This window comes from Pseudomonas sp. 3A(2025), from assembly GCF_054589175.1.
The window spans coordinates 237,397-249,231 of sequence record NZ_BAAILM010000034.1 but is presented as its reverse complement, the minus strand read 5'-3'; the positions used below and the strand labels follow the sequence as shown (position 1 = coordinate 249,231).

Genomic DNA, 11,835 nt, shown 5'->3' with positions numbered 1-11,835 from the left:
TATTCCGCAGCAGGTTCAAGTCATGGAAATAAAGCCCCGGACAGCCCACAGGAAGTCACCGCGAACGAGCATCCAAGCTCTATGGCAGGCGAAAAAAGGCGCAACTATTCCGCTGGCAGAAAGACACGTCTAATGCCATATCGGCCTAAGTCATGCCGAATCGGCATACAAAAACCGACGAACAGCGCTATTCAGGGGTAGAAAATGATGCCGTGATTTGTCGCAAACGTGGCTAAAACGTCGTTTTCAGGCTGGCAATAGGGAGGATGGCACAGCGATATGATTTGAGAGGGTTTAGCGAAGGGTTCTGTAACATTTACTGGATATACGGTCGTTGTTGCTGGAGTTTGCTGGCCTTGAAAATTAAAAAGCGCCACACAAGTCGCGGATTTCAGAGAATCGTCGTCGACTGGAATGGCGCTTCACCTGACCCGGCCCTCAGCGGAGGTACTCCCTGTACCCCTAGGTCACACCGATCATGCTGCAATCAGTACGTCCCGGCCCCCTGGTCATGCGCGTACCCTCCTCGGGCCGCGCAGCGTTGATAAAGAAACGATTCAACAGGTACCGTTCTTTACCTGTGCGTATCAAAACCAGTTCGGATCCTTGCGCAGCTGCTCTTTGAGCAGTGCCTGCATGCCCTCATCGGGCTTGCCGAGGAATCGATACGTGGCGTGCGCAGCGGGCGATTTATCGGCAGGCAAACCGGCCGGGACCTCGACCAACAGCGCGTAGACATCGTCTTTGTCCTGCATGCCTGCCGCCACGATCAGGCGTTTGCTGCGGCAGGTATCAGCGGTTTCACACAACGGCCCGACCAGATAATTGTCGCCATCTTCAACGACAGCATTCATCTGCTCGGACGTGCCCGAGAGGTTCATCACCCACTCTGGCAAACGCTCCTCCTTTTTCACCACCTGTTTCCAGGCATCGCGATATTCGGGGGAGCTGTTCAGCAATTCATTAGCCCGTGTCTGTCCATCATTGGCGGCCAGGGCCGCGGCACTGCCGCCCAGTAGCAGGGCGGCTGCCAATGCGTGGATGGCGGTGCGCACCTTAGCCTCGACCGCGACGACCGAAGAAGAACGACACAACGAACATCACCAGGAATACGACGAACAGAATCTTCGCGATACCGGTTGCTGTGCCTGCGATACCACCGAAGCCCAGTACAGCCGCAACGATGGCGATGATCAGAAACGTGATAGCCCAACTCAACATGGTGATACTCCTTACTGCTGCGTTAAATTCGATCAGGTCAGAATACCCAGCGCTGCTGTGTGGGCTGTGCTGGAACGTCCTGTGAAACCAGTCGGTCGACCGGCATCGGTTTATTTGCTGTGGCAGGTGCGGAAACCGGCGTCCGGAACTGATTCGAAGGCATGGAAGAATGCGAAATGAACGACTGTTGAATCGCCGCTGCTTCTCTGGCCTGATCCCAACGGTGCAACTGTTGGGTTGCAAGCAGGGTAAGCAGCACGATCAGGCTGACGAAAAGACCTTGCTGAACCCGCAGGGGCGAGAGTTGCAATTGGGCAATACGCAGACTGTTCATTGACACATTCCCTCCAACTTTCTTGTCGACCGGAGCCTTCCGACCTTTGTCGATAGAGGTATTGCAGGCTGCATGCCAATTTTTGAATGGAAATAAATCCAATAAAATCAGTTAGTTATAAAAATTTTTAGAAAACTGCTACAAGCAAGCTGCACGATCGGGCCTGTTGCATCGTGCGTTCTGCACGAACGAGAGAAAAGGCAACAACACGATTTCTGTAGGAGAACACCCGACGCCTTGGCGCCGCGCTGTCGCGCAGCAAACATGGGGCCTGTAGGAGGGAGCTCTGCCGGAATGCCGGACCATCGCGATCGGCTGCGTTAGCAGTCGTAAATGTTCAGCGTTTCGACGATTTCCGTGAGCGCTTTGCGCTCAATCGGCAGCAGAGACGGATCGCCGCCCGCTCCCTCCTACAAGTGGTGTTTTTTAATTCAATAAAATCAATGAGTTATTTTATGTTTGATGAGAGCTCGCGAAGAGGCCAGCAATCTCACCCTATTCGGTGACTGATAGTCAGCATTCGCGAGCTCAAGGGGGCGGCCATCCGCCTCACTCCGAGGTTTGCGCAAGGTCAGGTGGTGCGTGCTGTCACTTTCAGGGCATCGGCGTTCACGCCTTTGACGCCGCGGATATTGCGGGCGATCTCTACCGCCAGTTCCTTCTCGGCGAAGCTGGCGACCATGCCATTGAGGGTCACCACGCCCTCGCGGGTATCGACCTTGATATTCATCCCGTCGAGGTTGCGGCTATAGATAAGGCTGGACTTGACCTTGCTGGTTACCCACACGTCGCTCATCTGTTCGGTGGTGCTGAGCGTCTGCGGCTGGGTCTTGGCCGCAATCGAGTCGGCGGCGCTGAGGCTGAGCAGGTTGTTGACGCTGGCGACCCCATCGGTATTGCTGGCCAGATTCCCCGCCAGCTCCTTGGCTTCCGGGCTCTGGGCACGGCCTTTAAGGGTGACGACACCATCGGCGCTGGCCACATCGACTTCCAGCGCCTGGGAGGCATTGCTCCACAGCAGCTTGGACTTGATCGTCGCCACCAGGGTGGCGTCCTCGAAGCGTTGGGCCAGGCCTGAACGGCTGCCGGGCTCGCTGGTCACGTCAGGGTCTATCTGCAACTGATTGTCGACCTTGTCGATGCCCTGCACGTCCAGAGCAATACGCTCGGCCAGCTCGCGCTCTACTTCGTTTTCGACTTTGCCGGTCAACAGCGCCTTGCCTTGCTCGACCTTTACCTGGATATCGAACGGGCTGAGATGCTTGTTGAGGGCCATGGCGGTCCAGATCGAGCCTTCCTGCCGGGCTTCGAGCAATGGACCGGACGCTGGCGTGGTCGCTTGTGCCATCAGCGAATGCGATCCCAGCAACACCGTGGTGGCGGTGGCCAGAGCGAGTTTCTTGAGTAGATGCATTGACGTTCTCCTTGGCAGGTCTGTCAGAGCGGGTTTTGCGACAAACGGAGGTGCAAATCCGCCGGTTAGCCATTGCCTGAGCAGATAGCTACCATGCTTGCCGCAGAATCAATCAGAATTGACCATGCAACTTGCCCGATGTTTCCGAGACTAACCTCAGACTATTCACTTAGGAGCGTAGGAAAAATGGAAGCAGCCACTGAGAATCAGGGCCGTATTCTGCTTGTGGATGATGAGTCCGCGATCCTTCGCACCTTCCGGTATTGCCTGGAAGACGAAGGCTACAGTGTGGCCACGGCCAATAGTGCGGCCCAGGCCGATACGCTGATGCAGCGTCAGGTCTTCGATCTGTGCTTTCTGGATTTACGCCTGGGCGAAGACAACGGGCTTGATGTGCTGGCACAAATGCGCGTGCAGGCACCGTGGATGCGCGTGGTGATTGTCACCGCGCATTCGGCGATCGACACCGCCGTCGACGCGATTCAAGCGGGCGCCGCCGACTATCTGGTCAAACCGTGCAGCCCCGATCAGTTGCGCCTGGCCACCGCCAAGCAACTGGAAGTGCGGCATTTGTCGGCGCGCCTCGAAGCACTGGAAGGTGAGATTCGCAAACCCAAGGACGGCCTGGATTCCCACAGCCCGATGATGATGTCGATTCTGGAAACCGCGCGGCAAGTAGCGGTGACCGATGCCAACATCCTGATTCTGGGCGAGTCCGGTACCGGCAAGGGCGAACTGGCCCGCGCGATTCACGGCTGGAGCAAGCGCGCCAAGAAATCCTGCGTGACCATCAACTGCCCGTCGCTGACCGCCGAATTGATGGAAAGCGAACTGTTCGGCCACAGCCGTGGTGCGTTTACCGGGGCCAGCGAAAGCACCCTCGGGCGCGTCAACCAGGCCGATGGCGGCACGCTGTTTCTTGACGAGATCGGCGATTTTCCGCTGACTTTGCAACCAAAACTGCTGCGTTTCATTCAGGACAAGGAATACGAGCGGGTCGGTGACCCGGTCACCCGTCGCGCCGATGTACGAATTCTGGCAGCCACCAACCTCAATCTTGAGGACATGGTGCGCAGCGGCAAATTTCGTGAAGACCTGCTGTACCGTCTGAACGTCATCACCTTGCACCTGCCGGCCCTGCGCGAGCGTAGCGAAGACATCCTGACCCTGGCCGACCGTTTTCTGGCGCGCTTCGTCAAGGACTACTCGCGTCCTGCACGCGGCTTCAGCGAAGAAGCGCGCTCGGCACTGCTCAATTACCGCTGGCCGGGCAATATCCGTGAGCTGCGCAACGTAATCGAGCGCGCCAGCATTATCTGCCCGCAGGATCGGGTCGAGGTCGCGCACCTGGGCATGGCCGAACAGCCGGTCAGCAATGCGCCGCGCGTCGGGGCTTCGATGAGTCTGGACGAGCTGGAAAAAGCCCACATCGGCGCGGTGCTGGCGACCAGCGAGACGCTGGACCAGGCCGCCAAAACGCTGGGTATCGACGCATCGACCCTGTATCGCAAACGCAAGCAGTACAACCTGTAAGCCTGATATCGGTGCTGCATGAAATTGGCAATCAAGCTGCGTACACGTCTATTCCTGAGTATTTCAGCGCTGATCACAGTCGCGCTACTGGGACTGCTGTTGGGCCTGGTCAGCGTGGTGCAGATGGCCCGCACCCAGGAATCGATGATCCAGAGTAACTTCGTGACCCTGGACCTGGGCCTGAAGCTGCGTCAGAACCTGGGTGACCAACTGGTGCTGATGCTCGAATCAGAGCCGCGCCAGGAGGTGCTGGCAAAGGTCCAGGACCAGTTCGAGGCCTTATTGATCCAGGGGGTTGAACACGACCAGCTCAACCACACCAACAGCGGCTTTGAAGAGGCCCTGGGCAATTACCGCAAGTTTTTGCAGGCGTATCGGCTCAACAGCCCGGGCGAGCTGGGCATTCGCACCAACTCTGAATTGAGCAGCTCGTTCAATGACCTGCGCAATGACCTGCTTGAGGCTTACCGCACGGCACTGAACAACATCAATGCCGCCGAAAGCAATGCCCGCGAACGCGCCTACTGGATCGCAGGGTTGCTGGGGCTGGTAGGGCTGGCGGTGCTGTGCATCGGCTTTGTCACCGCCAACGGCATTGCCCGGCGCTTTGGCACGCCTATCGAGGCGCTGGCCAAAGCGGCGGACAAGATCGGCCAGGGTGACTTCGAGGTTACGCTACCGATCTCTGCGGCCGCCGAAATGAACCAGCTGACCCGGCGCTTCGGGCTCATGGCCGAGGCGCTGCGCAAGCACCAGGCGACCAATATCGATGAACTGGTCGCCGGCCAGCAGCGCCTGCAAGCGGTGCTCGACAGCATCGACGATGGCCTGCTGATGATCGACCGACAGGGGCAACTGGAGCACCTCAACCCGGTGGCCCAGCGCCAGCTTGGCTGGAACGAAAGCCGTCTGGGCCAGCGCCCCGGCGAAGCACTGGCACGCCCGGAGCTGGACGAGGAAATCCTGCTGAGCCTGCGTGGCGGCACGCTGGAGCGCGCCCCCGACGATCTGGTGATCGACATCGAGGGCGAATCGCGTCTGCTGACCTACAGCCTGACCCCGGTGAGTCATGCCAACGGTGATCTTCTCGGCGCGGTCATGATCCTCCACGATGTGACCGAGCAGCGTGCGTTCGAACGCGTACGCAGCGAATTTGTGCTGCGCGCGTCCCATGAATTGCGCACACCGGTCACCGGCATGCACATGGCTTTCGGCCTGCTTCAAGAGCGCGTGCATTTTGCCGAAGAGAGCCGCGAAGCCGACCTGTTCAATACCGTCAAAGAAGAAATGCAGCGCCTGATGCAGTTGATCAACGACCTGCTGAACTTCTCGCGTTACCAGAGCGGCCTGCAAAAACTCAAACTGGCACCGTGCTCGATCGAACAGATGATGGAAGAGGTGCGCCAACGCTTTGCCGATCGCGCCGACGAGCAGAACATCGTGCTGCAACTCGATATTCAGGAAAACATGCCGCGCCTGCATGCCGACCAGTCGCAACTGGAACGGGTACTCGACAACCTGCTGGACAACGCCCTGCGCCACACGCCTGAAAACGGCCTGATCCGTTTGCAGGCCAGGCGTCATGGCGAGCGGGCAATCCTGAGCATCGAGGACAATGGCGAAGGCATTGCCTACGGCAACCAGGCACGGATCTTCGAACCGTTCGTGCAGGTGGGCCGCAAAAAAGGCGGCGCGGGCCTGGGGCTGGCGCTGTGCAAGGAAATCGTCCAGTTGCACGGCGGACGGATGGGGGTTTATTCACGGCCAGGGCAGGGCACCCAGTTTTATATGGCCTTGCCGTTTTGACTGATCCCCTCTCGTAGGAGCTGCTTTAGCTGCGAAGAGGCATCATCGAAGATTGATGGCGCCTCTTTCCCGACTGAAGTCGGTCTTACGCCTATCGCCACTGACCATCTCGGCCAGGGCGGCGGCACTCAAGGGGCGTGAGAACAACCAGCCCTGGCCGTGAATCACCCCTTCGGCGCTGAGCAGCAGTGCCTGCGATTCAAACTCGACGCCTTCGGCGATGACTTGAAGTTGCAGGGCATGAGCCATGCGAATGATATGCGGCGCCACGCCACTGCTGGCCGCGTCATGGCCCAGGGCATCGATAAACGCCTTGTCGATCTTCAGGCAGTCCACGGGCAAGGTTTGCAGGTATGCCAGACTGCAATAACCGGTGCCGAAGTCGTCGATCAGCACCTTATGCCCGCGGTCACGCAGGTTTTGCAGGTGATTACAGGCCTTCATGGCATCGACCAGGCTGCGTTCGGTCACCTCAAAGGCAATTTGCCGCGCCGCCACCCGGTGCTGCGCCAGCAAGCGTGCCGCCAGCCGGCCGATACGCGGGGTCATGACATCGCAGGCGGCCAGGTTCACCGAGACATATAAATGCGGATGGCTACGCAGCAATGAGCCCAGCTGTTCGAGCAAGCGTTGCAAAACGAAGTCGGTAATCTCACGAATCTGCCCGGTGTTCTCGGCCAGTGGAATAAAGAGATCGGGGCGGGTCACCGTGCCGTCGGCGCGGTGCCAGCGTACCAGCGCCTCGGCGCCGACACACTGGCGGGTCTCGATATTGAAAATCGGCTGGTACAGCACGCGTAATTCGCCGCGTCGCAAGGCCGCGCCCAGCTCACTGCGCAACGAGGTGCGCTGGCGCACCCACAGCGAGGCCAGCGCTGCGTTGCACAAGGCAATCAGCAGGCTGGCGGGCAGCACCAGCCAGCCGGCGACGCCGATGCGGGTCAGCAGGTCGCTGCGCGGCGTGACCAGCAACAGTTCCCAGGCCCGGTCGCGGGTCGCCAGGCGATAAAGCACATACGTGGCACTGGAGAGCAGGGCGTCCTTGCCCATCGCGACGGTATCTTCGGACGGTGCACCGGTGGCGGCGCCCAGTACCGGAATCACCCGGCCGCCCTCACCGGGCAACAGCATCAGGCTGCCACCCACAGGCAGATCGACGACATCGGTCAGGTGGCCGCGAGACGTCGCCACCCGAAAACGCTCCCGCCCCAGTACCAGCGCTGCCTGATCGTCATCGGGCTGCGCCTGGGTATTGAGCCAGTAATCGTAAGTGGCGCCGTGGATATCGGGGGTGGCGGGCACACTAAAGGTCTGTTGCAGCGAACCGCTGGAGCAGGTCTGCCGTTCGTCCACATAGGCGGCCTGATGAATGAAGCGATGGCGCATGCCCAGCTCGCGCAGGCGGGCGACCATTTGTACGCTGCACTCACGCAATGGCTGGCGTTGCAGCTCGTCAAGACCGCTGCGCATCTGGCTGAACAACTGCTCAAGGCGCACCCGGTAGCGTTCGGCTTGGGCCTCTATCTGCTGGCTTTCGTGGTAGCGGGCCTGATGCAGGATCAACAACAGGCCGGCGCCGCCGGACAGCAGCGCGCTGAATACAGCGACCAGCAGGGCCAGTCGCCAGGAGGGGTGAAGCACAGAGGCAAGACGCATGATAGTGATGCGCGTGAGGGAGGCACCCTCAGGTATAGCAACGCACTGGCAAATAGCTTGCTGTCAGCGCAACGATCAGCGGGTCTTGTTCAGCACCTGCAGGATCGCCGCACTTTGCGCATCTGGCTCACCGTCGTAACGCGCCGGCCGGAAGCGCATCTGGAATGCCGCCAGAACATTGCGTGTTTCGCCATCCAGCACCCCGGTTTGCGGCGTGGTGTAACCCAGGCGTTGCAGTTGCTGCTGAAACCACAGGATGTCGGGCAGGCCATTGACCAGCAACGCCAGCTGCTGCGCCACTTGCCGTTCGTCGGGCCAGATGCCCAGGCCTGCATCGGCCAGGCGTTTCCAGGGAAACAACGGGCCCGGATCAAGCTTGCGCATCGGTGCGATGTCGCTGTGGCCAATGATGTTTTTCACCGGCATGCCGTTGCGTTTGACGATGTCCTTGAGCAACACGATCAGCGACTGCACCTGTGCTTCGCTGTAGGGATACCAGAGCCTGCCGGTCGGTGTGTCGGTGAAACCAGGGTTGACGATCTCGATGCCGATCGAGCTGGAGTTGAGCCAGGTGCGGCCTTCCCATGCGCTGTCACCGGCATGCCAGGCGCGCGCGCTTTCATCGACCAGTTTGAAGATAGTGGCCGACTTGTCGTCGCCGATCAGGTAATGGCTGCTGACCTGGCCGTGGGTGAGCAACTTGAGCGATTGCTCCTGAGAGGCCGAGGTGTAGTGCAGGATGACGTACTGAATGCGGTTGTCATGGTTGACCGAAGGATGACTGGTATCGAGCTTCGGGCCACTGGAACAGGCAGACAGGACAAGCAAAGAGAGTGCTGCGAAAAACAGTTTCATAAAAACAACTACTGGTCGATGGCAGAAAGCGCTGGATGATAGCGCAGCGGGCGCCCGTCACCTCATATTGAAGCCTGAGACAATGTTTCAATCAGCCCTGTTCAACCCGATTGCGCCCGTTTTCCTTGGCCCGGTACAACGCCTGGTCGGCCCGCTTGAGCGCTACATCGCTGCGTTCACCGCTGCGCAGCACGGTCATGCCGGTCGACACGGTGATGGTCACCGGCTCGCCCTTGAAGTGGAACGGGCAGACCTCTACCCTGGCGCGCAGCTCTTCAAGCAATTGCAGGCCGGTTTCGACCGGGGTGGCGGGCATCAACAAGACAAATTCTTCGCCGCCAAAACGGGCCAGGAAGCCTCGGCCATGCAGGTGGTTGTGCAGCACTTTGGCCACGATCTTGAGGACTTTGTCACCGGCCAGGTGCCCATAGCCGTCGTTGATTCGCTTGAAGTGGTCCAGGTCCATGATGCACAGCAGCAGGCTGTTTCTGTTCTGCTGCCAGAGCGCGATTTCACGCTCCAGGCGCTCGCCCCAGGCGGCCCGGTTGGGCAGGCCGGTCAGCGGGTCGATCAGCGCCTTGCGCCGCTGCTCTTCGAGGTTGGCACGGAAACCCAGCGCTTCCTGCTCCATGCTCGCCACGCGGCTGGCCAGGCCTTGCAGGCGCTCGGCCACTTCCTGCTCGCGTTCGTCGCGCTGGCGCTGATGGGCGTCCATGGCGCCGATCAGGCCTTCAAGGCGGTTTTCCAGCACGCGCTTGAGGCTAGGCAGGTCGGAGGCGTCCTGCACATGGCTCTGCAGGTCATCGACGTGCTCACGCAACTGACTGTCGAAATCGCGGGCCGAGGTGTGACTGGCCGCATGCCCGTCGCTGACCACTCGCAGGCTGCTCTGGAAGTAATCCAGACGCTCGTTGAGTTGCTTGAGGTAGGCTTCGAATTCATGCTGACCGCTGTCAGTGATTGCCAGCATGAACACTGCCAGATCGTCGAGAATCGGTAGCAGTTCGTACCAGTTCAGCCCGTGCTCGAGGCGCTGGCGCAGTGCTTCGGCCTGCGGGCGGTGATGTTCGGGCAGGTTCAGATCGCCCAGCAGGCCAAGCAGTGTCTGTTCGATATGGGCTGCCACCGAGCTGTAGCTGGGCTCGGGCGAGGTGGGCAGGTCGTACTCGGCATCGGCGCTTTCGAGGGCTTGCACCGCTTCGGCTTCGGCTTCGGCTTCAATTTCAGCCTCAGCCTCGGGCTCGATCTCCTCGACCGATGCAGACGCTTCGACAACCTCGGGCTCGATCGCTGCGGGCTCAAGGGGCGGGCTTTCGACAGGTTCGGCTAAAGGTTCTTCGTGCAGTGCGTCAGGCGGCAACGATGCAGGCTCTGTAACACCGGGCTCATCGTCGACAACAACTGGCACCGCTTGCGGGGCCACAACCTGCGGCGGTTCATCGTCTGGAGCGCGATCCTCGTTTACCGGCGCTTCGTGTACTGGCTCTTCGTGTACTGGCGCTTCGTTTGCCGGCACTGGCGCTGGCGGCTCTGTCTGGGCCGCCGCCAGTGCACTGGCAAATGCCGGTGCCGGTTGCACGGGTGGCGGCTCGGCAGACTCTTCACGGCCGCCGAACAAACGCTGCAACAGGCCCGGGCGAGCCGGTTCGTCGGCATGTTCCAGCGAGCCCAGGGCCTTGCGCTGCAACTCTTTGAGTTCGCCGAGCAACAACGGCAGCTCACGAGCCTGGGCGGCGCGCTCTTCAAGCCCTTTGGCGAAGCGCTTGAGCGGCTTGCGCACATCACGCGGCAGCGGCAGCGCCTGGAGCTGGGCAACCAGTTCGGTCAACGCGCTGCTGATCTGCCCGATCCGCACCTCGCGGCGCTGCTCGGAGTCGAGTACAGCTTTTTCCAGACGCGGAATCAGGCCGGCCAGCGCGACGTCCATATCGTCCTTGCGGACGATCTCGCGCATTTCCTTCATGCAGACGTCTACCGAGCGGTCCGTACCTTCAGCCGCCAGGCTGCTGCGCACCAGACCGCGACGCAACAGGTCGAGCCGTTCCTGCCAGCGCTTTTCGAGGCGGTCCTGTTGCTCGATACCTTTTAGGTATTTTTCTTTCCAGCGCTCAGCGTCGTCGCTCATGCAAGGGGTCCACCGTCAGGTCCGTAAGGAACAGGCAAGCAATCCCCGCGCAGCGACGCTGGCAGACGGATCTCTACCGCCACGGGCAGATGATCGGAAATAGGTTGAGGCAGCACCTGCACCCGTTCAAGGGTCAGGGTCGGGCTGAGCAAAATGTGATCGAGGCAGCGCTGTGGCCGCCAGCTGGGGAAGGTCGCTTCGATCTGCGGGGCCAGCAGGCCCAGGTCGCGCAAGGGCGAATGCTCCAGCAGATCGGTAGCATGGGTGTTCATGTCGCCCATCAAGACCTGATGGCGGTAACCGCCGATCAGCTCGCGAATATAGGCCAGTTGCAACGTGCGGGTGCGCGCCCCCAGGGCCAGGTGCATCATCACCACCACCAGCGCATCTTCGCCTTCGCCGAAACGCATCAGGATGGCGCCGCGTCCGGGAGGGCCTGGCAACGGATGGTCTTCGATCGCCCAGGGTTTCAAACGGCTGAGCACGCCATTGCTGTGCTGGGCCAGACGCCCGAGGTTGCGATTGAGCTGCTGATACCAGTAGGGAAACGCGCCCAGTTGCGCCAGGTGCTCGACCTGATTGATATAACCGGAACGCATACTGCCGCCATCGGCCTCCTGCAAGGCCACAAGGTCGAAGTCGCCGATCAGCTGGCCAATCTTCTGCAGGTTGCCGGAGCGCCCGCCATGCGGCAGCACATGCTGCCAGCTGCGGGTCAGGTAGTGGTGATAGCGCTGGGTATTGATACCCACCTGAATGTTGAAGCTGAGCAGGCGCAGGCGGCCATCGTCGGGCAGGCCGCTGTCGGTCAGATGATCCTCGTTGACCCGCGCATCACGCGGGCCGGCGACACGTTCGGTACCTCTGCCCCAGCGGCGCATGGCAGCCGGC

10 protein-coding genes are annotated in these 11,835 nt (G+C 60.4%); 2 read left to right on the top strand and 8 right to left on the bottom strand.

The features are described from left to right. Positions 1 to 587: 587 nt before the first annotated feature. From ACYP2A_RS15095 to ACYP2A_RS15080, 4 genes are all read right to left on the bottom strand, one after another. On the bottom strand, positions 588 to 1,055 hold the full coding sequence (locus ACYP2A_RS15095; RefSeq protein WP_459746119.1) for an inhibitor of vertebrate lysozyme family protein: 468 nt from the start codon (positions 1,053 to 1,055) through the stop codon (positions 588 to 590). 1 nt (position 1,056) lies between these two features. Continuing rightward, the gene (locus tag ACYP2A_RS15090; protein ID WP_002555679.1) at positions 1,057 to 1,221 is read right to left on the bottom strand and encodes a DUF1328 domain-containing protein; all 165 of its coding nucleotides are present in this window, start codon (positions 1,219 to 1,221) and stop codon (positions 1,057 to 1,059) included. 37 nt (positions 1,222 to 1,258) lie between these two features. Continuing rightward, positions 1,259 to 1,555 carry a hypothetical protein gene (locus ACYP2A_RS15085; RefSeq protein WP_459746116.1) on the bottom strand — a complete coding sequence of 99 codons (297 nt, stop codon included), beginning with the start codon at positions 1,553 to 1,555 and terminating at the stop codon, positions 1,259 to 1,261. Between the two features lie 571 nt (positions 1,556 to 2,126). After that, the gene (locus ACYP2A_RS15080) at positions 2,127 to 2,969 is read right to left on the bottom strand and encodes a BON domain-containing protein (RefSeq protein WP_459746114.1); all 843 of its coding nucleotides are present in this window, start codon (positions 2,967 to 2,969) and stop codon (positions 2,127 to 2,129) included. Between the two features lie 186 nt (positions 2,970 to 3,155). Here ACYP2A_RS15080 and algB point away from each other — a divergent pair, with 186 nt between their 5' ends. Further along, complete coding sequence (algB, locus tag ACYP2A_RS15075) at positions 3,156 to 4,502, top strand: sigma-54-dependent response regulator transcription factor AlgB (protein WP_459746112.1); 1,347 nt, start codon at positions 3,156 to 3,158, stop codon at positions 4,500 to 4,502. 18 nt (positions 4,503 to 4,520) lie between these two features. Then, the gene (locus tag ACYP2A_RS15070) at positions 4,521 to 6,308 is read left to right on the top strand and encodes a KinB sensor domain-containing domain (protein WP_459746110.1); all 1,788 of its coding nucleotides are present in this window, start codon (positions 4,521 to 4,523) and stop codon (positions 6,306 to 6,308) included. A 42-nt stretch (positions 6,309 to 6,350) separates the two neighbouring features. Here the strand turns inward: ACYP2A_RS15070 and ACYP2A_RS15065 are convergent, their stop codons facing one another. From ACYP2A_RS15065 to ACYP2A_RS15050, 4 genes are all read right to left on the bottom strand, one after another. Further along, the gene (locus ACYP2A_RS15065; RefSeq protein WP_459746108.1) at positions 6,351 to 7,964 is read right to left on the bottom strand and encodes an EAL domain-containing protein; all 1,614 of its coding nucleotides are present in this window, start codon (positions 7,962 to 7,964) and stop codon (positions 6,351 to 6,353) included. A gap of 75 nt (positions 7,965 to 8,039) precedes the next feature. Then, entirely contained in the window at positions 8,040 to 8,819 is a 780-nt protein-coding gene (locus ACYP2A_RS15060; RefSeq protein ID WP_459746106.1) for an N-acetylmuramoyl-L-alanine amidase, read from the bottom strand. Positions 8,820 to 8,910: 91 nt separating this feature from the next. Further along, on the bottom strand, positions 8,911 to 10,944 hold the full coding sequence (locus ACYP2A_RS15055) for a GGDEF domain-containing protein (protein WP_459746104.1): 2,034 nt from the start codon (positions 10,942 to 10,944) through the stop codon (positions 8,911 to 8,913). Continuing rightward, positions 10,941 to 11,825, bottom strand: a complete 885-nt coding sequence (locus ACYP2A_RS15050) for an endonuclease/exonuclease/phosphatase family protein (protein WP_459746101.1) — start codon at positions 11,823 to 11,825, stop codon at positions 10,941 to 10,943. Before ACYP2A_RS15050 ends, ACYP2A_RS15055 begins: the two co-directional genes overlap by 4 nt. Positions 11,826 to 11,835 lie beyond the last annotated feature (10 nt).

Coding starts and splice junctions, on each gene's coding strand:
- algB (WP_459746112.1), top strand. CDS start 3,156: ATGGAAGCAGCCACTGAGAATCAGGGCCGTATTCTGCTTGTGGATGAT.
- ACYP2A_RS15090 (WP_002555679.1), bottom strand. CDS start 1,221: ATGTTGAGTTGGGCTATCACGTTTCTGATCATCGCCATCGTTGCGGCT.
- ACYP2A_RS15080 (WP_459746114.1), bottom strand. CDS start 2,969: ATGCATCTACTCAAGAAACTCGCTCTGGCCACCGCCACCACGGTGTTG.
- ACYP2A_RS15065 (WP_459746108.1), bottom strand. CDS start 7,964: ATGCGTCTTGCCTCTGTGCTTCACCCCTCCTGGCGACTGGCCCTGCTG.
- ACYP2A_RS15050 (WP_459746101.1), bottom strand. CDS start 11,825: ATGCGCCGCTGGGGCAGAGGTACCGAACGTGTCGCCGGCCCGCGTGAT.
- ACYP2A_RS15055 (WP_459746104.1), bottom strand. CDS start 10,944: ATGAGCGACGACGCTGAGCGCTGGAAAGAAAAATACCTAAAAGGTATC.
- ACYP2A_RS15070 (WP_459746110.1), top strand. CDS start 4,521: ATGAAATTGGCAATCAAGCTGCGTACACGTCTATTCCTGAGTATTTCA.
- ACYP2A_RS15085 (WP_459746116.1), bottom strand. CDS start 1,555: ATGAACAGTCTGCGTATTGCCCAATTGCAACTCTCGCCCCTGCGGGTT.
- ACYP2A_RS15060 (WP_459746106.1), bottom strand. CDS start 8,819: ATGAAACTGTTTTTCGCAGCACTCTCTTTGCTTGTCCTGTCTGCCTGT.